Source organism: Terribacillus halophilus, assembly GCF_900101385.1.
Lineage (GTDB): Bacteria > Bacillota > Bacilli > Bacillales > Amphibacillaceae > Terribacillus > Terribacillus halophilus.
On sequence record NZ_FMZB01000007.1, the window covers coordinates 80,205 to 102,822 of the forward strand.

25 protein-coding genes and 1 riboswitch are annotated in these 22,618 nt (G+C 43.3%); of the genes, 21 read left to right on the plus strand and 4 right to left on the minus strand.

Annotated features, from left to right (window positions below):
* Positions 1 to 73: 73 nt before the first annotated feature.
* The 3 genes from BLQ53_RS12770 to BLQ53_RS12780 are packed head-to-tail and all read right to left on the minus strand — an operon-like array spanning position 74 to position 2,324.
* Positions 74 to 544 carry a 2'-5' RNA ligase family protein gene (locus BLQ53_RS12770; RefSeq protein WP_093727704.1) on the minus strand — a complete coding sequence of 157 codons (471 nt, stop codon included), beginning with the start codon at positions 542 to 544 and terminating at the stop codon, positions 74 to 76.
* A 29-nt stretch (positions 545 to 573) separates the two neighbouring features.
* On the minus strand, positions 574 to 1,434 hold the full coding sequence (locus tag BLQ53_RS12775; RefSeq protein WP_093727705.1) for an ATP-grasp domain-containing protein: 861 nt from the start codon (positions 1,432 to 1,434) through the stop codon (positions 574 to 576).
* On the minus strand, positions 1,431 to 2,324 hold the full coding sequence (locus BLQ53_RS12780) for an ATP-grasp domain-containing protein (RefSeq protein ID WP_093727706.1): 894 nt from the start codon (positions 2,322 to 2,324) through the stop codon (positions 1,431 to 1,433). Before BLQ53_RS12780 ends, BLQ53_RS12775 begins: the two co-directional genes overlap by 4 nt.
* Positions 2,325 to 2,436: 112 nt before the next feature.
* On the opposite strand from BLQ53_RS12780, the gene BLQ53_RS12785 reads away from it, so the two are divergent.
* The 3 genes from BLQ53_RS12785 to BLQ53_RS12795 all read left to right on the plus strand — a co-directional run bounded on the left by BLQ53_RS12785 (position 2,437) and on the right by BLQ53_RS12795 (position 6,091).
* Positions 2,437 to 3,669, plus strand: a complete 1,233-nt coding sequence (locus BLQ53_RS12785; RefSeq protein ID WP_093727707.1) for a bifunctional folylpolyglutamate synthase/dihydrofolate synthase — start codon at positions 2,437 to 2,439, stop codon at positions 3,667 to 3,669.
* Between the two features lie 50 nt (positions 3,670 to 3,719).
* Entirely contained in the window at positions 3,720 to 5,456 is a 1,737-nt protein-coding gene (locus tag BLQ53_RS12790; RefSeq protein WP_093727708.1) for a sensor domain-containing diguanylate cyclase, read from the plus strand.
* 107 nt (positions 5,457 to 5,563) lie between these two features.
* On the plus strand, positions 5,564 to 6,091 hold the full coding sequence (locus BLQ53_RS12795; protein WP_093727709.1) for a YceI family protein: 528 nt from the start codon (positions 5,564 to 5,566) through the stop codon (positions 6,089 to 6,091).
* Positions 6,092 to 6,131: 40 nt separating this feature from the next.
* Here BLQ53_RS12795 and BLQ53_RS12800 read toward each other — a convergent pair whose 3' ends face one another.
* Positions 6,132 to 7,517 (minus strand): prepilin-type N-terminal cleavage/methylation domain-containing protein, encoded by a 1,386-nt coding sequence (locus BLQ53_RS12800; protein ID WP_093727710.1) that lies wholly within the window; start codon positions 7,515 to 7,517, stop codon positions 6,132 to 6,134.
* Between the two features lie 38 nt (positions 7,518 to 7,555).
* Here BLQ53_RS12800 and BLQ53_RS12805 point away from each other — a divergent pair, with 38 nt between their 5' ends.
* From BLQ53_RS12805 to BLQ53_RS12890, 18 genes are all read left to right on the plus strand, one after another.
* A complete protein-coding gene (locus BLQ53_RS12805) occupies positions 7,556 to 7,999 on the plus strand; it encodes a prepilin-type N-terminal cleavage/methylation domain-containing protein (RefSeq protein WP_170829691.1) in 444 nt (147 codons plus the stop codon).
* On the plus strand, positions 7,980 to 8,381 hold the full coding sequence (locus tag BLQ53_RS12810) for a hypothetical protein (RefSeq protein ID WP_093727712.1): 402 nt from the start codon (positions 7,980 to 7,982) through the stop codon (positions 8,379 to 8,381). Before BLQ53_RS12805 ends, BLQ53_RS12810 begins: the two co-directional genes overlap by 20 nt.
* Positions 8,382 to 8,518: 137 nt before the next feature.
* Positions 8,519 to 10,141 (plus strand): GspE/PulE family protein, encoded by a 1,623-nt coding sequence (locus BLQ53_RS12815; protein ID WP_093727713.1) that lies wholly within the window; start codon positions 8,519 to 8,521, stop codon positions 10,139 to 10,141.
* Positions 10,142 to 10,152: 11 nt separating this feature from the next.
* Positions 10,153 to 11,193: a type IV pilus twitching motility protein PilT gene (locus BLQ53_RS12820; RefSeq protein WP_093727714.1), complete on the plus strand. Its 1,041-nt coding sequence runs from the start codon at positions 10,153 to 10,155 to the stop codon at positions 11,191 to 11,193.
* 30 nt (positions 11,194 to 11,223) lie between these two features.
* The gene (locus tag BLQ53_RS12825) at positions 11,224 to 12,399 is read left to right on the plus strand and encodes a type II secretion system F family protein (protein WP_170829692.1); all 1,176 of its coding nucleotides are present in this window, start codon (positions 11,224 to 11,226) and stop codon (positions 12,397 to 12,399) included.
* Between the two features lie 85 nt (positions 12,400 to 12,484).
* Positions 12,485 to 12,567: riboswitch (cyclic di-GMP riboswitch) on the plus strand.
* Positions 12,568 to 12,620: 53 nt separating this feature from the next.
* A complete protein-coding gene (locus BLQ53_RS19320) occupies positions 12,621 to 13,028 on the plus strand; it encodes a prepilin-type N-terminal cleavage/methylation domain-containing protein (RefSeq protein ID WP_093727716.1) in 408 nt (135 codons plus the stop codon).
* 83 nt (positions 13,029 to 13,111) lie between these two features.
* Positions 13,112 to 13,867: a prepilin peptidase gene (locus BLQ53_RS12835; RefSeq protein WP_093727717.1), complete on the plus strand. Its 756-nt coding sequence runs from the start codon at positions 13,112 to 13,114 to the stop codon at positions 13,865 to 13,867.
* Positions 13,868 to 13,880: 13 nt separating this feature from the next.
* Positions 13,881 to 14,828 carry a type IV pilus biogenesis protein PilM gene (pilM, locus tag BLQ53_RS12840; RefSeq protein ID WP_093727718.1) on the plus strand — a complete coding sequence of 316 codons (948 nt, stop codon included), beginning with the start codon at positions 13,881 to 13,883 and terminating at the stop codon, positions 14,826 to 14,828.
* A 14-nt stretch (positions 14,829 to 14,842) separates the two neighbouring features.
* Positions 14,843 to 15,346 carry a PLP-dependent aminotransferase family protein gene (locus tag BLQ53_RS12845; protein ID WP_093727719.1) on the plus strand — a complete coding sequence of 168 codons (504 nt, stop codon included), beginning with the start codon at positions 14,843 to 14,845 and terminating at the stop codon, positions 15,344 to 15,346.
* Entirely contained in the window at positions 15,343 to 15,831 is a 489-nt protein-coding gene (locus tag BLQ53_RS12850; RefSeq protein WP_093727720.1) for a hypothetical protein, read from the plus strand. Before BLQ53_RS12845 ends, BLQ53_RS12850 begins: the two co-directional genes overlap by 4 nt.
* A 128-nt stretch (positions 15,832 to 15,959) precedes the next feature.
* Entirely contained in the window at positions 15,960 to 16,787 is an 828-nt protein-coding gene (locus BLQ53_RS12855) for an SPOR domain-containing protein (RefSeq protein ID WP_093727721.1), read from the plus strand.
* A 192-nt stretch (positions 16,788 to 16,979) separates the two neighbouring features.
* Complete coding sequence (radC, locus tag BLQ53_RS12860; RefSeq protein WP_093727849.1) at positions 16,980 to 17,654, plus strand: RadC family protein; 675 nt, start codon at positions 16,980 to 16,982, stop codon at positions 17,652 to 17,654.
* Positions 17,655 to 17,900: 246 nt separating this feature from the next.
* Positions 17,901 to 18,941, plus strand: a complete 1,041-nt coding sequence (locus BLQ53_RS12865; protein WP_093727722.1) for a rod shape-determining protein — start codon at positions 17,901 to 17,903, stop codon at positions 18,939 to 18,941.
* A gap of 12 nt (positions 18,942 to 18,953) precedes the next feature.
* On the plus strand, positions 18,954 to 19,850 hold the full coding sequence (gene mreC / locus BLQ53_RS12870; protein ID WP_093727723.1) for a rod shape-determining protein MreC: 897 nt from the start codon (positions 18,954 to 18,956) through the stop codon (positions 19,848 to 19,850).
* On the plus strand, positions 19,850 to 20,389 hold the full coding sequence (gene mreD / locus BLQ53_RS12875; protein ID WP_093727724.1) for a rod shape-determining protein MreD: 540 nt from the start codon (positions 19,850 to 19,852) through the stop codon (positions 20,387 to 20,389). The genes mreC and mreD overlap by 1 nt, the downstream gene beginning before the upstream one ends.
* Positions 20,390 to 20,424: 35 nt before the next feature.
* The gene (gene minC, locus BLQ53_RS12880) at positions 20,425 to 21,111 is read left to right on the plus strand and encodes a septum site-determining protein MinC (RefSeq protein WP_093727725.1); all 687 of its coding nucleotides are present in this window, start codon (positions 20,425 to 20,427) and stop codon (positions 21,109 to 21,111) included.
* Positions 21,104 to 21,901 carry a septum site-determining protein MinD gene (gene minD / locus BLQ53_RS12885; RefSeq protein WP_093727726.1) on the plus strand — a complete coding sequence of 266 codons (798 nt, stop codon included), beginning with the start codon at positions 21,104 to 21,106 and terminating at the stop codon, positions 21,899 to 21,901. The genes minC and minD overlap by 8 nt, the downstream gene beginning before the upstream one ends.
* A gap of 72 nt (positions 21,902 to 21,973) precedes the next feature.
* The gene (locus tag BLQ53_RS12890) at positions 21,974 to 22,579 is read left to right on the plus strand and encodes a trimeric intracellular cation channel family protein (protein ID WP_093727727.1); all 606 of its coding nucleotides are present in this window, start codon (positions 21,974 to 21,976) and stop codon (positions 22,577 to 22,579) included.
* Positions 22,580 to 22,618: the final 39 nt, after the last annotated feature.

Sequence of the window (22,618 nt, forward strand, 5' to 3'; positions counted from 1 at the left end):
ATAATTTAATTAGACGCACGAATTATTTTCAAAACATTTCAACAATTTCTGGCCGAAGGAGACGCGAATAATCCTAAAAAGAATATGTCTGCAATTCTGCTACATCACTTTCCCTGACTTGGATGATTGCAAGATTTATCATCGTTGCCATAAACGGATCCAGTCTTTGTTTAGCCACCTGCTGAACGGCCGCAAATTGAGTTTGACTCAGATAATTGGCTATCGTGATATGCGGAATCCAATTATCTGGAGTAAAGAATGGAGCAGCCGAATGCAGGGCGTTTATCTTTCGGTGAAGTTCGGTTAATGCACCATTAAAATTCGGGATAAGCAGAAATGTATCGCTCTTTATAAAACTTCCGAACAGGTGGAAGCTCAATGGAAGAGGCTTAAACTTAGCTGAAATTTGTTGCAGTCCATGTAATAGAACAGGCTCGACTTCAGTGATGGAAGCAAAAGTGAGATGAGGCCTGTGTCCCTTCCGTCGAAAAGGGTAATCGGTGATTTCTTTCTCTTGCAGCTCTGTCCATAATGCCGCGATCATTCTTTCGGTATGCTCATCAAAAAATCCTGCTACAGCTTACAATCATATCCCTCCAAGAACTGATTTATATATTCCAAATAAAGCTTTACGATATTGATATCACTGACGCTGCTCAGCGTTCTGCTGCCCACTACATCTTCTATCTCATTGAAGAGGAGGCAGCCGTTCTCATCGAAAAGAAAATCGATGCCAACAAAGTCGAAATGATAATAATCGATGATACGTTGAACGAGTTTAAGTTCCTCTGTATTTAAAGAATAAAGTGTTGCATTGCCGCCCAGTGAATAATTAGCTCGAAAATCCTGAGTGCTGCTGCGCAGGACAGCTGCAATGACTTTCTTGCCGATCACAAAAACCCGCACATCTTTACCTGAAGTTGGAGCCAGCTTCTGCATAACGATCGGGTGATCGGTGTACAGTTTTTGTAACTCCTGATACTGCGTTTCTGTTTCCACCAAATGCACATCCTTGCCGCCGCGGCCATGTGCTGATTTCCATACAAATGGGAATGCAAGCGGGGGCTTTGGGATAGGGGTATTTATTTGAAAATACATGTCCACCATTGGGATATCCAGTTTGGCTAGTTCCATATGTGTCTTGATCTTGTCGTTTGTCAATGAACTAGTTTCAGCGTTATTAAAACAAGCAACGCCAGCCTGTTCCAGCTGCGCAGTTAACATAGGATCGATTGTTCTTACAATGGCAAAGTCAGGTATGGCGTTTTCTTTCGTTTGTAGGTATACTTGTCCGTTTTGAAGCGTCACTTGCAACTCATCTGTGTAGGTGAGCTGCAAGTCTATCGACAGACGGTTACTTTCTTCCAAGAACCAATTGATGAAAGCAACATTGCGCTTCGCATCCGCTCGATTATATATCAGCCAGCCTTTCATGACAGCACCTCTTTTATATAGGAGATGATGGGTACAGAAACATCCACTCCGGTGCAGTCATAGATAGAGCGAATATGTGCGTTCGAATTCACTTCACATACAAGCGGTTCTCCCTCTGGTCCGAATAAAAGATCTACTCCTGCAAAGTCGGTTCCAACGGCTGCAGCAGCTGCAATAGCCAGTTGGGCCTCCTTTGCGTTCGGGGTATACTGCTGCATACTGCCTCCGCGCGACACATTCGCTCGAAAATCAGTTTCCGAGGTGCGAATCATGGAGGCGACGACTTTGCCGCCGACAACATTTATCCGAATATCCCTGCCGTGGCTTGACTGGATATATTCCTGCAGGACGAATGGTTCGGTTCCTATTTCGGTGATTTTCTGATGCAACTGTGCTTTATTATGTACCAGATACACTTGTTCGCCGAATGATCCGAAAGCTTCCTTGATGATCACGGGGAAACCAAGCTCCGATATTGCAGGGGCAAACGTCTCCAATTGAATCGGAAGTGTGCCTGGGAATATTTTCGGTGCGATTATCGTCTTGGGTATCCTGATACCTGCTTCTGATAAAGCTTGGTACATAAGGATCTTATTGTCACAGACAGCAATCGATTTGCTGGAATTAAAAAGTGGAACTCCCATTGCTTCGAGCTGCTGGGCAAGCGGGATATCTTTGTCGCTGAATACGACAAAGTCAGGCAGTTCCTTTTCTTTAATCAGGATGCTGCTGTCAGTTCCAACAATTGCAAGCAGCGCATTATTCTTGATGATTTTCATTTCCATTCCATTGGCATGGGCGGCACGCTGAATCCATTCAGCGAAATCGAGGAATTTCTTGCCGCCAAGATGGCCGTTATAAATGACCCAGCCAAGTTTCGGTGTAGCCATAACTGAATTTCCTTTCTTTGGGTGATGCACAACAAATGAAGAAATTATTTCTATAGTGGCAGCACAAACTAGTTTGATATAATTATCCATTATACATGGAAGGAGATGTTTTATGTTTGCAAACCTAGCACAAGCAGAAGCTTTTTTGGCAAACCGCAGACATCTCGGCATCAAGCCGGGACTGCATCGGGTGCAGCAACTGCTGCAAGCATCAGGCAGCCCCGAACGTCGGATGAAAAGCATACATATAGCCGGGACGAATGGAAAAGGGTCGACATCCGCCTATCTTGCCCAGGCATTGACATATAACGGTTGGAAAACAGGCTGTTTTATTTCTCCTACACCCGGCGGATTTTTGGAAAGCATCCAAGTGGATGGAAAATGGATAACGGAAGAGGAGTTCATCGCTGCTTGCAATCGGCTTTTGCCTGTTATAGAAGAAATGGACAAAGCGGAAGATTATCCGAGCGAATTCGAAATTCATGTTTGTATTGCATATTCCTATCTTGCTGAGCAGGCAGATATTTGTGTGATTGAAGCGGGCATGGGAGGGCGTGGTGATGCCACCAATGTCCTGGAACCTATCCTTAGTATTATTACCAATATCGGGCTTGACCACCAGCGCTTTTTAGGAGATACGATTTCCGCTATTGCAAAAGAAAAGGCTGGCATTATTAAACCAGGGGCGCCGGTGATCAGTGCTGTAACCCAAAGTGAAGCACGAACAGTATTGGAACAGCAGGCAAAAGCGGCAGCTGTATCGATTACCTGGGTGGAGGCACAAGACGCTGAACGTTTGCAGATCAATCCGAAGATGAAAGGAGCCCATCAAAAGATAAATGCAGCAGTTGTAGCAGAAGCTTGCCGCGTGCTGCAGGAGATGGGGATAACACTTGACAACGAAAAAGTGAAAAAAGCAATCAGCCAGGCGCAGTTACCGGGAAGGTTCGAGCTGGTGGAAGAAGAACCAAAAATCATCCTGGATGGCGCTCATAATGCAGAAGGAATGGCAACATTCATTCAAACTGTTAAAGAAAACTACCCACATGCCAAGATTCAGGTTTTATTCAGTGCTTTCCAGGACAAGCCTTTTGAACAAATGATCGGGCAGCTGAGTGAGTTAACGACAAATATATCCCTGACAACTTTTGAGCATGCGAGAGCCATCGACTTAGAGAGCTTGAAGAAGGTCTCTCCTACAGTAAATATCGTTCCTGATTGGCAGGAATGGGTTGAGCATTTATACCGACTTGACCAATACGATACGATCTATTTTGTTACAGGCTCCCTGCATTTCATCTACCAAGTCAGAAAGTATATTGTGGGGAATAGAAAGTTGTGGTAGTTTAAATTATCTGAATTTTATTTGTGTGCTGTTAGGAAGGAAGAAGCTAGATGGTGAACAGCAGCGAGAAGCGATGGATATGGGCAGCTTGGGCTATCATTTGGCCGGCTTCCTTATATAGCATCTATCAACAAACGAATCTGGATGATCTGAAATGGCTTGACCTCGGTGCTTTCACCGCACTGGCAATCATTGTGGCGCTGTTTCCGATCATGGTCAACCAGATACCTGTCTTTTTCCTGAATGGTATCACGCTTGTCATCTATTTGAATTTCGGTTTATTTGTGGAGTTAATCATCACTACAGTAAGTGTTACCATCGTATTGCTGCAAGTCCGGATGACAAGGGAAGATTTGTTTCGCATTCCTTTGAATTATGTGATGTTCTTACTGATGAGTGTCTCAGCAGCTGGAATCTACAGTTTGTTCGACCTTCCTGGAAATGCTGCACAAGCTTTGGAGACCCCGATGCATATTGTTGGCATCCTTGCATACTCATTGACACTTTTTTTGATGAATCACCTTTTGATTACGTTGACGAGAATATATATTTATGGCATGCGGGATAAGATTTTCGAGCGAAGCTTTTTCTGGGAATTCATGACGACTTTTTACATCCTCCCGGCTGCGCTCCTATTGCATTTGCTTTATCATAAAATCGGTCCTATCGCAGTTGTATTCATCGGTTTTTCGATTGCAAGTACTTCTTATATATTGCGTCTCTATTATAGAAGCCGCAGTATGAATGAACATCTTCGCCTTGTCAGTGAGATAGGGCATGATTTGACTGCTCGGCTGAACGTAAAAGAAACATTGGATCTTTTCATGGAGCGGATTGTCTCGCTTGTTCCGGTCGATCAAGCTTATTTGTATGACGTTACTAATAGGAAGGATCTTAAGCTGATTCGGCTTTATGATCCGAAAGAGCGTTCCTTTTACCAGCAAGGAGATAGAAAGAAAAAAGAAGAAGGTATCGCAGGTTCTGTTTGGAGGAGCGGGACTGGTGTCCGTTACGGGAAACGGAAGCAGTGGATAGGCAAATGGAAAGAAACAGCCCCCTCTCACAGTGAGAGTCTCATGTGCTTGCCCATAGAACGGGATAATCAGATAATCGGCATCCTTGTCCTTCTTTCAGAGCAGCGCAACATATATGAAAAATACCAATTCATGCTGGTCGACTTACTGGCAAACTTCATGGCTGTAAGCTTGCTGAATGCATACCACTATGAGCAAACGAAACAGATCAGTGAGCGGTGTCCATTGACAGGCTTATATAACTATCGTTACTTTGAAAATGCACTCAACGAGCTTTTCCAAGACATGTCAGAACATACAGTATCATTAATCATGATAGATTTGGACCATTTCAAAAAGGTGAATGACACGTATGGACATGAAGCAGGGAATGATGTCCTGCGGGAAGTAGCTGAGAGATTGCGCGAGACAGTGGGCAAGGAAGCAATACTGGCTCGATATGGAGGAGAAGAATTTGCGGTCATCCTACCTCATCGAGGGTCATGTCAAGCTGCTGAGATTGCTGATTCTATACAAAGAAGCATCACAGCTCAACCATTTGTTACGAAACATACACTGGATAAGGGACAAAAAGTAGCACTGAATGTAACAGCAAGCATTGGTGTAGCCACTTATCCGGAAAACAGTGAAGACGCTCTGGAACTGGTACGGCATGCCTATCGCGCCATGTATGTCGGCGCCAAACAGAAAGGCCGGAACCGTGTGAGTATCTATCACGAATTGCAGCAGACGACAGAGAACATTCCTTTGTAAAAGGAATGTTTTTTTATTAAAGAAATGCTTGACGTAGAGGGGTGATTAATATATAGTTACTTACGTAAAGTAACTTAATGAAGAAACAGCACTGAGGAGGAACGAACATGGCAGTTTTGAAATTGGATAAAGCACACAGCAGTATTTCATTCACGGTAAAACATATGATGGTTTCCAAAGCAAAGGGGAAATTCGAAGACTTCGATGTGCAGTTTAGCGGGGATTTGAATGATTTGGATAACGCATCCGTTACAGCAACAATCCAATCGGCGACAATCAACACAGGCAATGCGGATCGCGACGGTCACCTGCAATCCGGAGACTTCTTCGATGCAGCGAACCATCCTGCCATGACTTTCAAAAGCAAATCCGTCAAGAAAGTATCCGATGATGAATTTGAAATCACTGGAGACTTCACAATCAAAGACGTAACAAATGAAGAAACATTCAAAGTGGAATACAACGGCACATCCAAAAACCCAATGGACGGCAGCACAATCGCCGGTTTCGAAGTAGAAGGCAAAATCAACCGTGAAGCATACGGTCTGACTTACAATGCAGCACTTGAAACAGGCGGCGTATTGATCGGGAAAGATGTTAAGTTCACTGCTGATTTTGAGTTTGTTGTGGAATAAGAAGTGTATAGGAAAGACCTATCCCGGGTGGGATAGGTCTTTATTTTTGGCATTTTTGGTCGTTTGGGAGGATTTTTATGTCGCTTGATTTGTTTGGATTGTCCATGGTTATAGAACCTTTTGCACAAATCGTTCCACCGCCATTATTAGGTGTTATATTTCCTTTTATGTGAATGTCTCCGTCTGATACAAGTAGCGCTTCATCTTGAATATTAATATCGCTGTTAATGGATATGTTACCTTTTGCGTATAACTTAGAATTTCCTTTAAGATTTAATTTCTTTTCCACAGTGACGTCCTTAGCAGCTTCAACTTGGCTATTGTTTTCGGAAAGGTACTCCCCCTTAAATAACGCATTGCCTCCAGTAAGTACCTTAGGAGTCCCCGTCAGTAACATATTGCCGTTTATTGTCATGTTTTCTTTTACGTTTACTACCGCACTATTTTGTACTGTAGTGGATCCCAAAGACATACTAGAACCAACATTTAGTATTGAATTAGTCTTGAAAATAGCAGATTGTAAAATGTTCAGATTCTCCATTACATTAAGTATACTAACATGTTCGAATGTAAGGCTATTCGCTTTGAGTGCTCTAGTATTCATAATTGTGTTACTAACTAAAGTAATACTACCTTTAATATCTGTATCCTTCTGCACGTTAATTCTAGTAGAATTATCTGTACGAAAATCATTATCCACAAATAAAAAACCTTCTACATTAAACTCGAACAAATCTTTATTACCATTACTATTTAAGTTTACCGAGTTCGTAACCCATAAACTGCCGTTATGTACAGTGAATGGACTGCAATAGGTCCAAGGTGCATACACAGAGTCATTAATTTTTGTATCTCCATAGTAATCACCCTTCAATCCAGGATTTTCTTTACATTGTGATGGTGGTGATGGAATTTCAGGGGGGATAGGCGGCCCTGGATCTGCTATTGATAAATTTAATTCTTCTTCTGTAGGCTTATAAAAAGCAGTATCTAAGACAAAAGTCTCGTCCCTGTCATTGAATGTAGTGAATTTTACTTGCAAAGTTTGCGTTTCTGATTGAGAATTAAAGCATTCAGACCTAGTATTTTCTGATTCATCAGAAGTGAATTGAAGGTCCTTTATCCCGTTCCGATCTGACAAAAGCAGATCTATTTCTTTTTCTCCTGACACAAGTTTATAGGTTTTACTGTTATGGCTTACTTGATCTTCTTCTAAACACATACCGTCTAGTGTTCCATTCTCATATGCACTGCGCAATACTTGTGTTACATAAGTTGCATCATTTCGCAAACTATTCGTTGCTTCTGCATTTGCACTATTGTGCATCGATTGAACTACTAAGGATACTGCGGCTATTGTAACGATGCTAAATAAAAGCAGTCCAGCCAGCAGTTCAACTAATGTGAAGCCTTTTTCATTCGACATTTTACAACACTCCTGAAGATATAATAGAGGTGAAAAGCTTGAAATTTATTCAAAGAGAGCAAGGCTTTACCTTAGTAGAGATACTTGTAAGCTTAACAATCTTAGCAATAATCATTATTGCATTTGTTCCGATTTTCACCCAAGCAGCTATACACAACAAAATCAATGGAAACATATTGAAAACAAATGAAGCTGCTCATCTGGTCGCTTCTAAATATGAAAATTTGGCTGATATTCAGGGCCTAACTGGGCAACTGCCTAGCTGTGATAACTCTGAAAAAGAAATTCCTCTAGTTAGAGAGGAATTAATAGGTGATACTAAATACAAAACAGCCGTTACTTTATGTAAATATGAAACAGGTGGCGTTGAAAATCTAATTCAAGCTACTTTTATTACCCGGTCCCTTAGTAATCCTGTACAAGAAGGTGAAGCAAGGAAATTTATTCCAGAGGTGAGTGCGAATGAACAAAATAAGAATTGATGAAAGAGGCGCCGCTCTAGTAATGGTTCTCTGGATTATTGTTCTTTTAGTATTATTAGGGACGATTTTGTCTGCCCAATTACTGACAACCACTAAACAAATGAAAAGACAGGAAGAATCAGCAATTAAAACAGATATTATAAATATGGCAACAATATATGTAAGCACATATATTAAGCAGAATGGCGGTACAGATGGCTTAAATGAAGAAGCATTACCTGACATTATTGCTAAAGTGCCAACTGATATTGAAATAGACAACTATAAAGCTGAACTAAAACCTGAACTTCAAGAAGACAAGAGCCAGATAGAGCTAACTGTCACAGTTGAGATAAATGATAGTGAAAGTACAGAAGTAAAATACATTTCGGTCTCGAAGTAGTTCTAATGATTCATATAGTTACCTATAATTGTTACTTTGGTATTGCTTTTGAATTTAATCTAAGACTATATTAATAGTAATCTAATGACAAGAGACAGAATTGATTTTTGTAGAAACTTAAGATAGGAAGTGGAAGTATGGCACAAAAGAAGAAGCTGGGAGAATTGCTTACACGAGCAGGTCTTGTTACAGAAGAGCAGATTGTCGAGGCCATTAAAGAACAAAGATCGGGTCAGAAATTAGGGGACTTACTGCTTGAAAAAGGATATATAACGGAACAGCAGTTAATAGAAGTACTGGAATTTCAGCTTGGCATTCCCCATGTTTCGCTTTTCCGCTATCCCTTCCAATTTGATTTAGTTAAGCTTCTGCCAATTCAGTTTGCAAGAAAGCATATCGTCATTCCTTTAAGCAGGGAGAATAATATTCTATCTGTTGCAATGTACGATCCAATGGATTACTACGCTATTGATGACATGGAGATGTATACCGGATTTTCAATTAAGCCCGTCATTGCAGCCAAAGCAGATATCTTGGAAGCTATAACAAATGTTTACAAAGAGGCTGAAACGGGTGAATCTCGCTTAGAAACAGCGGCAGAAGCTGCACCGGCTATACGAATTGTGGAGCAACTTATTAGTTCTGGGGTGCAGTTGAAAGCTAGTGATATACATATGGACCCATATGAAACAGAAGTCCAGGTGCGGTATAGAATCGATGGTGATCTTCGTCGAGAAAGAACATTGCCCAAATCGATACAGGCAGCTGTCGTTGCTCGTGTCAAAATACTAGCTAATATGAACATCACCGAAACACGTCTTCCGCAGGATGGACGGATAAAGCTTAAAATGGAGAATATACATGTTGATCTTCGAATAAGTGTCCTACCAACAGTGTTTGGTGAAAAAGTGGTTATTCGTATTCTTGACCTAAGCAATGTTATTAAAGGATTAGATGAACTAGATTTTAGTGAGGAAAATTATCAAAAGTATAGTCGGTTAATTGAACAACCATCTGGATTGATTTTGTTTACCGGTCCTACAGGATCAGGTAAATCTTCTGGATTATATGCTTCTATTAATCATTTAAATAGGGAGCAATTTAATATTATAACAGTCGAGGATCCTGTCGAATTTGAGCTGCAGGGTGTGAACCAGATGCAAGTGAACAGCAGTATTGGACTTACTTTCGCAACAGGTTTACGTTCGATTCTTCGTCAAGATCCCAATATCATCATGGTCGGTGAAATACGTGACAGTGAAACGGCGGAGATTGCAATTCGTGCTTCACTTACTGGTCACCTTGTTTTTAGTACATTGCATACAAACAATGCCATAGCCTCGATTCCCCGTTTGATGGACATGAACATAGAACCGTATTTAGTTGTGTCTTCCGTGACAGGTGTTATAGCTCAGCGACTTGTTAAAAGGATTTGCCGAGATTGTAAAGAAACTTACACACCGACTAACGTAGAAGCCGATCTACTGGAGAAACATGGGTTAGAAAGTGATACGTTGTACCGTGGTCGAGGCTGCAACAGCTGTAAGCAAACAGGTTATAAAGGACGGATGGCTGTTCATGAAATGCTTGTTGTGGATGATAAAATTCGAGAATTGCTCATTCAGCAGAGTTCAGTAGATGCAATAAAACAAACAGCTCTAGAAAATGGTATGAAAATGCTTGTTGATGATGGATTGGAAAAAGCGGTGCAAGGAATGACAACTGTGGATGAGGTTCTGCGAATAACGGTTGATAGTTAAGGAGAGGCAAGATGAAAGAGACATTTGATCAATTATTGATGACAGCAATGGAAATGAAAGCATCAGATATTCACTTAACTGTTGCAGTTCCTCCAATATTTCGTGTTCATGGTGTGTTAAGGCGGCATCAGGGAGAAAACCTCAAACCTTTGGACACCGAAGAAATGGCCAAAGCCATTCTAAGTGATAAGTTATGGAATCGCTTTAAAGAAGTAGGTGAAGTGGATCTTTCTTATAGCATACCCGGTATATCCCGATTTCGTATAAATGCATACCATCAGCGAGGTTGTGTTTCATTGGCAGTGCGGGTAGTCCCGACAAATGTACCAACTCTTGGGGACCTTGATTTGCCTGATGTGTTGAAAATGCTGTCTGGAAAACCCCAAGGCTTGCTGTTAGTTACAGGACCGACTGGAAGCGGGAAAAGCACAACGTTAGCTGCGATGATTCATCACATGAATATAAGCATGCAGCGCCACATTATCACGCTTGAAGATCCAATTGAGTATCTGCACAAGCATAATCAATGTATCATCGACCAGCGGGAAGTAGGTCTTGATACAGAAAATTTCGCTAATGGACTGCGTGCATGTTTGCGGCAAGACCCAGATGTAATTCTGGTTGGAGAATTGCGCGATTTGGAAACAATCTCTACAGCAATCACTGCGGCAGAAACAGGTCATCTTGTATTAGCAACGTTACATACAAGTTCTGCTTCACAAACAATCGATAGAATCATAGACGTGTTTCCTGCTGAACAGCAGCCGCAAATTCGTATCCAATTGGCTAGCGTGCTGACAGCAGTCTTGTCCCAGCGGCTTGTACGGCGGGCAGATGGCAAAGGGCGGAAAGCCTTAACGGAATTACTCGTAAACACATCCGCTATAAAAAACCTGATCAGAAACGGAAAGATGCATCAAATACCTAGTATCATGCAAACCTCTCGTGATCAAGGCATGCATACGATGGATATGAGTATACGCAAAATGATTTCATCAGGAACAGTGATGATGGATCAAGTGGCACCATTCTTGGAAGAACGAGGTGTATAAATGCTTTATTATCAATACAATGCCAGGGACATGCTCGGCAAACCAAAGCGAGGGAAAATCCAAGCTGAAAATAAAGCTGAAGCTATAGAAAAACTTCAAGCGCAGCAATTGATTGTTTTTGAGCTGCGAGAGTTAAACCGTACCTTGAATAAAGAATTGTCATTCGGTAAACGAGTGAAAAAGAAAGAGTTTATCATTTTCCTGCGCCAATTATCCACATTGATAGAGTCAGGAGTACCTTTGGTAGAAGCGACTTCTTTATTGCAGGAACAAACAAAGGATAAGTTTTTAAAAGAAACCCTCAAGAATGTACGGACTGAACTAGTTGAAGGTGTTCGTTTCTCAGATGCTGTAGAAAAGCATCCTAAGATATTTCCAGAGCTTTTTGTGAATATGATACGAGCCGGAGAAGCGAGCGGGGAACTGGATGATGTTCTGAATAAGATGGCAGTCTATTTCGAGAAGCAATATGATATGCGGCAGAAAGTCATTACAGCTATGAGTTATCCATTTTTTGTAGCATTAGTTGCAGTGGGAATATGCATCTCGCTTCTAGTTGTTGTCTTCCCTCAATTTACAGGTATGTTTGCCAATATGGATACCGAACTGCCAGCATATACACAATTTGTTCTTAGCTTATCTGAAGGAATGCAAAAATACTGGTATTTAGGAGTTTTGTGCTTGCTGCTTATTGTTATCTTATACAGAATTATTGTATCCAAGCCGCAGGGGAAACTAATTATGGACACAGTAAAATTGAGGATTCCAGTACTAGGAAGCTTCTATCAAAAAGCCATACTAGCCCGAATGACAAGGACAATGAGTTCGCTATTGGAAAGCTCTGTACCGATTTTAGATACATTACAGATTTCAAGTCGAATCTTGCAAAATAAAGTTATGGAGCAAGTAATGCAAGACTGCTACGAAACAATTCAAAAAGGGGATTCGTTGGCTGGACCAATGGAGGCTCACTGGGCTTTTCCACCCATGATCACGCAAATGATTCGGGTAGGAGAAAAGTCCGGTTCTCTGGACGATTTACTTCACCGTGCAGCCAATTTTTACGAGCAAGAGCTGGATTATGCTGCTGAAAGATTAAAAGCAATGATTGAGCCAGTTCTTATTCTCATCCTATCTGCAATGGTAGGTAGCATCGTCACAGCAGTAGTTATCCCGATGTTTTCCATGTATGAAAACATGCAGTAATAAAGAACTAAAAAAATGACAAATTAAGTGTAAATGTTTCATGATATGGGTAGATTTTCATCTGGTATTTGATATAATTTTACTAGATTAGTAGGAAGCGATGATAAAATAACCGTATGTGGGCACTTGGTTATTTTGGAGCTAGTAGTGCAACCGGCCATATTGATCAGATTTTGTTTCCACTTGGCCGGAAACAACTACATAACGGAGGAGTGTCCACAATGAAGAAGTTTTTGAGTAAGAAACTGAAATCAGAAAAAGGTTTTACGCTTGTTGAGTTGCTAGCAGTTATTATTATTCTAGGTATCTTAGCTGCGATTGCTATCCCTGTAATTGCAAATCTTATTGGAGACAGCAGACAAGATGCGCATAATTCCAACGCACAGCAAATGATCGAAGCAGCTCGATTAGCTCAAGCACAGGGTGTGGATCAAACGTCGTATACCCTTGATTTCTTAATATCGAATGAATACTTAAGCGCACCTTCAAATCCCGAAGATGGCGGAGCAGAGTATAATAGAGAAACTAGTAAAGTAACATTAGAAGGCGGACAATGGAGTGCGGAGATATTTGTAGGCAACTCTAGTACACCAGCTGGAACTGCTGGTTCCGAAGAGGGATCAGAATAATCTCTGATCAATGAATAAATATAGTAGACAGAAATCTCTCCCAGTGAGAGATTTCTGTCTTTGCATAAGCTGGGAGAGTTATTATGTCAATTTTTCTACTACTCTACTTCATTGTCCTAGGCGCCGTCCTCGGATCATTCTATAACGTTGTCGGAATGCGCGTACCAGAAAAGAAAATGTTCCACTCAGAACGTTCACACTGCCCAAATTGTAAGCATCAGATTAAATCTTATGATCTAATTCCAGTAATCTCTTACATAGTACTGCGAGGGAAATGCCGCAACTGCAAACAGAAGATTTCCCCACTTTATCCTTTCACTGAGCTAGCGACTGGTCTATTGTTCGGTTATAGCTATTATATGATCGGACTGCAGTGGGAATTGGTTACAGCATTTGTATTAGTATCATTGGCTGCGATTCTTTTTGTAACAGATATGCGGTTCATGCTAATTCCAAATAAGATATTAATCTTCTTTCTTCCTCTATTCATTATTCTCCGTACCATCACTCCATTGAATCCATGGTGGGACTCGATTATTGGGGCGGCCGTAGCATTTATCCTGCTTTTCCTCGTCATTTTATTCAGCCGGGGAGGTATGGGCGGCGGAGATTTGAAATTGTTTGTGTTGCTCGGTGTGGTACTTGGATGGAAGGGTGTATTGCTTACTTTTTTCCTATCCTCTGTGATAGGAGCGGTTATCAGTCTTGTGCTGCTTTCAGCAAAGGTACTGAATCGGAAGCAAGCTATTCCGTTTGGTCCGTATATTCTATTGGGCGCGCTTATCACCTATTTCCATGGTGATGAAATGATTAATTGGTACATCAATTCATTCTTTTAAATGAGGGAAGAACATGTTCAAGAAGCAAGGAAAACAAGTGTACATTATCTTACAGGAAAAGGTTTTGCGTTTTATGACAGGGGAACCTGTTGGATTCCGTAATGGAAATGCTTACGGCAGTATTGAACTGCCACAGGGAACAATCCGCCAGGGAAAACTGGAGGATGCGGGGCAGCTGATAAAGGCTGTCCGTAAATTGGTGGAAGAGAAGGGCTGGAAGGGGCGTGAACTGTTATTCACGCTGCCGGATCAAGCTGTGACACTTCGCCAGCACCAAGTTCCGAAACAATTGAAGTTGGAAGAAATCAAACCGTTCCTTTATACGGAAATACATCACATGATTCAGCTGCCATTTGAAGATCCTATCTTGGATTTCGAGGTTTTGGAGGAAGGCGAAGAAAGCAACACAATTTTGCTGGTAGCATACCCAGGACAGCGTGTGGAAGCTTATCAACAGGCTTTTAAGGAAGCGGGGCTGCAGCCTGTTGCTGCAGATTTGGCTTCGTTATCTCTTTATCGTTTATATATAGAACAGAACAAGGAAACATCTGAGGATCATTTGCTTCTTTTGCAATGGAATCATAGCGGCTTGATTCTTACTGCTTTCCACAAGGAAATGCCGTTATTCATTCGCCAGCCGCAGACGAGCTTTGGTAATTTGCAAGATCATATGGAGCAGGATTTGTTTTATCAAGAGGAAGCAGATCGGGCTGGCGCGTATTTGGAAGAACAGCTTACAGAAATTGAACGGTTCATGGACTTTTACCGTTATTCAGTGATGAATGGCGAAGCTGGTATTACAAAGCTGCTTGTGTCCGGAGATTATGAAAACTTGGGCGACGTGATGAACGAACTTCGGCAGCGGCTGCAGATTGAGGCGGTCACATTTCGGCAAGAGATAATGGACGAACTGCCTTTGGCTTATGCTGATGTGCTTGGACTATCCATGAAGAAGCTGTAAAGGGGACAGAAGAAATGCTCGAAATCAATTTACTTCGAAAACAATCAGATACGCAGCGCTCTCCGATTCTGTTCCTTAGTATTCTAGGCGGACTGATCCTCATTTGTGCTGTGCTATTCACGTGGCAGTTGATGACTGCAAAAGGGGAGCTTTCCGATCTGCAAGCAAAGCAAGCTTCTAATCAAACTTTGCTGGACGAACAGACGGCTGCCTTAGCAGGCAATAACGGAACAGCACTTCCATATAGCGTTGAATTGATGGACCGCTTACAGGCCCTGGCACCAAAAGAAACGGACTTGGTCAGCTACACCAGCCCTGGCAATGAGCCTATTACGGTTACACTACTGGTTAATAGCACCGATACGGCTGCGGATTATATTAAACAGGTCCAAGACACAGGCTATGTATCTCGAGCTTCCTTGCAATCTCTGTCGCCACAAGGAGCAGACAGTTTTCAAGCCGTCTTTACGATCACAGTGGATCAAGCAGCTTGGACAAGTGAGGTGAATGCAGAATGATCAACTGGTCGGATGAATCCCAAAGGCGTAAAATTATGCTATTTTCCTTTTTGCTTGTCATCCTGCTCACAGTGATGTGTTTTGTACTCTATGTCATGCCTATGAAGACCGAAACAAACATAGTAGAGACAGCAGTCGCTAACCAAGAGAGACTACTGGAAGCATCAACAGCTCCTGCCGAACAAGAGGAAGTACCAGAAGCACCGCTTGAAAATGAACTGCTGAAAGAATTAGCCAAAATAGCAAACGCAAATGATACGACGATTACGTCCATCTATAACGATTCAGAAACAGATGTTGAGGGGGCGTATGTGTATCAACTAAGTACGACTTCTTCTGATTACAAAGCATTGCACCAATTCCTAACTGAAGTCGATGGTATGAAACGTAAAGCCGAAATAGAACAGATCGACGTGACAAATGCTTCGGAAAATAGCTATATTGCAACGATATCTTTACGGGTATCTTATAATCCTGCATCTTAATTCGTAGAAAAGCGTGTTTGATAGGTTCATCCTGTCGAACACTCTTTTTTTGTCTCGACAGCATTTCTCTTACTTCTATTTTTAGCTGTGCTAGAGTTAGCCCTATCAATGATAAAAGAGGTGCCAGGATGGAAGAGAAAAAGCGATTTTCTGTCAAGATTGGCGGTAAGAAGCAGAAGGAGCAACAGCAACAGTCAAAAGAAGAGATGATCGGTGAGGGAAGCTACACACTTTATGACGAAGAAGCAGCTGCCACTGTCGAGAAGGATGTGCCGGTACTGGACCAGTTGAATAAGAAAAAATCAGAGAAAAGCGGTGTAACATTGTCTCCAATGGCGAAGAAGCTGGCGGCAGCTGCCCTTGGTGCTGCCTTGATTGGAGTCGTGCTGGGTTTCTTATTGCTACGTTATACAGCCGGTATGGAATCGGAAACAAGTGGCGTGGCGGCTCCGGCAGCAACGAAGGAGGCGGCTGCTAATGCAGGAGCGTTTAATGATTTGACTGCCTATGTCGTGCAGGGTGGCGTTTATAATCAGGAAGACATTGGGCAGGACGTTGTTCAGAAATACGTGGATGCCGGAATTCCAGCTGTGCTGTGGGAAAAGGGAGGTCAATTTTTCCTGCTGACAGGGATGGCTGGATCAAAAGAAGAGGCCCAAACACTTGGCTCCCAACTGCAGGCCCAAGGCTATGAGAGCTATGTGAAGCAATGGGACCCTGCCGTTGAGACAGGCAGCAGTGCTTGGCTGGACGAGCTCGCAGTGTTGCTTGCAGCAGGCGATAATCAGGATCCGGCTCTTTGGAAAGCTTGGCAGGAGAAAATTCCGGCGGATGCCGCAACAGTCAAAACAGCATCAGATGAAGCAGTAACTGCGATGGAGCAAGGCAATTTTACCACTAGCATGCTGCTGCCAGTTTGGCATGAAGCCGCCACCCTTGCTGCTGAGGGGCAATGAAAGCTATCTATATTACTATTGGTAAGGAACTTCTATTATATAGTCTGATTTCTCCATTATTTGAAAGTGAGAATTAATAAAATTTCTATTTACCAATTTGAATAGCGGGCCGTCTTCCCTTAAACTTTTTGTAACCTGTCGCCACACAGGAATCCGAGTCAGAAGGAAGGCGGTTTTTTGCTGCAAACAGAAATGACGATAAAATCGGTGCCAAAGGAAGATCGTCCGCGGGAAAGACTGCTGGAGCTAGGGCCTGCTCATTTGTCCAATGCGGAGCTATTTGCGATTTTGCTTGGGAGCGGGACAAGGGATGAGTCTGTCACTTTGCTTGCTCAGCGGCTTTTGATGCATTTTGAAGGGCTGCAGCTCTTGCGGGATGCGACAATCGAAGAGCTGACTGCCATAAAAGGAATCGGCACGGCCAAAGGAGTGCTTATCTTGGCTGCCATCGAACTCGGGCAGCGGCTGCATCGATACAAACCGGCCGAACGATATACTGTTCGGAGCCCTAAAGATGGAGCGGATTATGTAATGGAAGAAATGCGTAATCTGTCTCAGGAGCATTTTGTCGTACTATTCCTTAATACGAAGAATCATATCATTCACCGTCAGACAATCTTCATTGGCAGTCTTAATGCCTCCATCGTCCATCCCCGCGAAATCTTCCGTGAAGCGGTCCGCCGCTCCGCTGCTAGCATCATTTGTGCACATAACCATCCTTCAGGTGATCCTTCTCCTTCACAAGAAGATATTCATGTCACCAAACGCCTGCAAGAGTGCGGCAAGATGATCGGTATCGAGCTTTTGGACCATCTGGTCATTGGTGACCGTAAGTTTATTTCCCTAAAGGAAAAAGGATACCTGTAATCACTATCTATTTTTTTAGTTTTCTCGTATAATTGATACTAGCTTTGTAGATAAGCGCCTAGCATGGTACACCTTACTAGCTGGCGCTTCTTCTGATGGTACGTATTAGTGCCTTGCAACTATGTCTATTGGATGGATATCTGATATGATAAAGTACAACATAATGAGACAATATATGAAAAGTGCGCATAGCTGACAAGCAGCTTTGCTGAAACACGAACGGACTCGGAAAAGGAGAAATTAATTGTGGCGAAATTCAGTTTTTCACAAGACTTAGGGATCGACCTAGGTACAGCAAATACATTGGTTTTTGTAAAAGGAAAAGGCGTAGTCGTCCGTGAGCCTTCTGTGGTGGCGACGAATGTGGAAACTGGTCAGGTGGAAGCAGTAGGCGGCGATGCCCGTAATATGATTGGCAGAACACCGGGAAATATCCGTGTTATCCGACCGATGAAAGATGGTGTCATCGCGGATTATGATACAACAGCTACAATGATGAAATATTACATCAAGCAAGCACAGCGCAATCGTTCTTCCTTTGCTAAAAAGCCGAATGTCATGGTGTGTGTGCCATCCGGTATCACGATGGTTGAGGAGCGCGCTGTTATAGACGCGACGAAACAAGCAGGTGCAAAGGATGCTTTCCCTATCGCTGAGCCTTTTGCAGCGGCTATCGGGGCTGGACTGCCGGTATGGGAACCGACAGGAAGTATGATCGTTGATATCGGCGGCGGTACGACGGAAGTTGCCATCATCAGCTTGGGTGGTATCGTAACGAGCGAATCAATCCGTACAGCTGGGGATGATATGGACGAAGCGATCACCCAGTACATCCGTAAAACATATAACTTGATGATCGGGGAACGTTCTGCGGAACAGTTGAAGATGGATCTTGGTCACGCAGGGGTACCGGAAACAGACGAAGAAACGGAAATTCGCGGCCGTGATTTGCTGACAGGTCTGCCGAAGACGATCAGCGTGAGCGCGAAGGAAATTTCCGGGGCATTGGCGGATACAGTGAGCGCGATTGTGGATGCTGTGAAGCTGACATTGGAAAAAACACCGCCAGAATTGGCAGCCGATATCATGGATCGCGGTATTGTTCTCTCTGGTGGAGGTGCACTGCTTCGCAATTTGGACAGCGTCATCAGTGAAGAGACGAAAATGCCGGTTTTTGTAGCGGAAAACCCGCTTGATAGTGTGGCCATCGGTACTGGTAAGTCACTGGAATTCATCGAGCATTTCCGTTCCCATCCACATGTATTTTCCAAAGCTACTAAAAATTGAGTTGGGTGAGTTATGAATTTCTTTAAGAAAAAACGGATGTTCCTCTTCCTGATTGCGATCATCATTTTAGTTGGCTTGATCGGCTTTTCAACCAGGGATCGGAGCAGCCAGACATTACCAGAACAAATAATTAGTGATACTGTCGGTTTTGTGCAGAATATCTTCTCCAAGCCTGCACAATTCACTTCGACGGTACTGACGAATATTAAAGATTTGAAGAACACCTACGAAGAAAACCAGGTGCTGAAATCGAAAGTGGACGATTATAAGGGCTTGCTATTTCGTTATCAGGAACTCGAGAAGCAGTATGACGAGCTGAAAGAATCCAATGAAGCCTTTAATCAGTACACGTCGATGGATTATGATCCGATTCCAGCCGATGTGATCGTACGCAGTCCCGAAGCATGGTTTGACCAGCTTACGATTGATAAAGGTTCAGATGATGGTATCGAGGCGAATATGGCTGTCATGACTTCCAGCGGGATGGTCGGCAAGATTGAGGATGTCAGCCGCAGCACAGCTTCCGTTCAATTGCTGAGCGGTTTCAGTGAGACAAACCGTATTTCTGCCCAAATCACTGGTGAAGAAAACGAGGATGGCGAAAAGCAAGATACCATCTTCGGGTTGATCGAAGGCTATGATGAAAAGGACGGTATGCTGTTGTTCACAGGCGTGAAGCCGGAACTGGAGGTAAAAGAAGGCTCTCTTGTAACATCATCCGGTAAGGGTGGTGTCTTCCCTGAAGGTCTTCAAATTGGGGAAGTCGATTCCGTCGAACTTGACCAATATGGCCTGTCGCAGACTGTTCGTGTAAAACCGACTGCCGATTTATATGACATCGATAAGGTGATCGTCGTAGATGCGGCTTCAGAAGATGCTTCTTCTGCTAACGGAGATGAGGGGCTGTAATGAAGAAATTGTATCTGCCTCTCATCATGCTTTTGATCGTGTCACTGGAGGGTGTGGCCACCGCCATGCTGCCGGAGCAGTTCATCGGCGGTGACACATGGCTGATTCCGCACTGGAGTCTTCTATTCCTTGTATTGGTCGCCATGCTGTATGATTTGGATAATTCGTATTACAGCCTGTTATACGCGCTTATATTCGGGCTGCTGAAAGATATTGTCTATACCGATATGCTGGGCGTTTATATGTTCACCTATGGCATGAGCATCTATTTGATACTGGAACTTCGCAGAGTGCTGCATGGCAATATTTTTGTGGCTGCGCTGCTTGGGATGCTGTCGATCGTTTTTGCCGATATCATCGGATATCTTATTTATCATCTTATCGGCATCACGCCGATCGGATTCGGCGCTTATTTATTGCAGCGTCTCTTGCCGACGCTTGGCGCCAACCTTATCATGCTTGTAATCTTGTATCTGATTTTCCAAAAGCCTCTGCAGAAATGGTCCGATTCGCAGCTTAGAAGAACGACTAGCTTATAGAGAAGAAAATCAGACGACGAACGGAGGTGACCATCTTGATTGGAAACAAACAAATCATCACGATCAAAGGTACCCGGGAAGGGCTGACCTTGCATATGGATGATGCCTGTTCTTTTGAGGAATTGCTGAAGGAATTGGAAGAGAAGCTTGAAGCCAATCGCATCGATTCTGCTGATCATCTTGTCGGAGTACATATTCAATTAGGCAACAGGTATTTGTACGAAGAGCAGGAGGAAACCCTTCGTCGGATGATTACGAGCAAGCAGCGCCTGCGGATCGAATCGATCCATTCTGATGTCATTACGAAGCAAGCGGCCAATGAATGGAAAGAAGAGGCTGAGGTAAAGGCTGTCAGCCGCGTCGTCCGTTCTGGTCAAGTGCTGGAAGTAAAGGGTGATTTGCTCCTTCTTGGCGATGTAAATCCAGGTGGCTGTGTGACGGCTACCGGGAATATATTTGTCATGGGGAATCTGCTTGGAATTGCGCATGCTGGAAAGGATGGCAACGCTGATGCTGTCATCGCTGCTTCTTATATGAATCCGACGCAGCTTCGTATAGCGAATTATATCAGCCGTGCGCCTGATCATGAGTCGGATGGTGTTTATATGGAATGCGGACACGTCGATGAGGAAGAGAAAAAAATCATCATCGATCGTTTGCAGGCAGTGATCCGCAAACGTCCAGGCATCAGCAGTTTCGAGAGGAGAATGTTAAATGGGTGAAGCAATCGTTATTACATCCGGTAAGGGAGGAGTAGGAAAGACGACTACTTCGGCCAATCTGGGAACAGCGCTTGCACTGATGGAGAAAAAAGTTTGTTTGATTGATACGGATATCGGTCTTCGGAATCTGGATGTTGTGATGGGTCTTGAAAATCGCATCATTTATGACATCATCGATGTTATTGTCGGCAGATGCTCGCTGAAGCAAGCATTGATCAAAGACAAGCGTTTCGATCATCTATACTTACTGCCAGCTGCCCAAACAAGCGATAAATCGGATTTGACACCAGATGGGATGGAGAAAATCGTAGCCGAGCTGAAGCCGGAATTCGATTACATTCTTATCGACTGTCCAGCCGGTATCGAGCAGGGTTATAAGAATGCTGTAGCGGGAGCAGATAAAGCAATTGTCGTGACCACACCGGAGAAACCGAGTGTACGTGATGCAGATCGCATTATCGGCTTGCTGGAGCAAGAGGATATCGAGTCGCCTAAACTGATCGTCAACCGGATCCGCAATCATATGGTACAAGAAGGCGACATGCTGGAAGTGGATGAAATAGTCCAGGTGCTGTCGATCGACTTGCTGGGTATTGTGGCGGATGACGATGAGGTGATCAAAGCTTCCAATCACGGTGAACCGGTCGCTTTCCATCCGAATACAAAAGCGAGTATTGCATATCGCAACATTGCACGGCGTATTCTGGGAGAGTCCGTGCCGCTTATGAACTTTGAAAGTGAAAAAGGCATGTTCAGCCGCTTGAAAAAGCTTTTTTCCAAGAGTAAATGAACTTATAATGAACTCGTAGCTCTCGTTTGAGTTGCGAGTTTTTTGCTATTACGAACAAGGGGAATGTACAACATGACATGGGATATTTTTAGTATCATCGGTACTGCTGCTTTTGCCATCAGTGGTGCCCTCGTCGCCATGGACGAGAAATATGATGTGTTCGGCGTATATATTTTAGGTTTTGTGACTGCTTTTGGCGGAGGGGCCATCCGTAATCTGCTTATTGGCTTGCCGGTCTCCTATTTGTGGTCCCAAACGACATTATTCTATATATCTTTCCTTTCGATTACCGTGATTCTCATTTTTCCTAAATGGGTCAGTTATTCATGGAAAAAGGCTGGTTTGTATGCCGATGCGATCGGCTTGGCGGCATTTGCCATTCAGGGTGCGCTGCACGCTGCCAGTTTGAATCATAGTCTGCTTGCAATCATGGTTGCAGCTTTTCTGACCGGGAGCGGGGGCGGTATTTTGCGTGATGTACTGGCAGGCAGGAAACCGTATGTATTCAAAGTGGAGATCTATGGAAGCTGGGCTGCTTTGGCAGGGCTTGTCATCGGGCTTGGAGCTGCTGATCATCCTTTCTTGCTTTATGGATTGTTTGCAGTCATCATTTTTCTGCGGATTTATTCCTTCCACCGGAAATGGCAGCTTCCGATTCCAAAGATGCATTATCAATAAAGGTCAGCATATTGCTGGTCTTTTTTGTTATAATCAGGA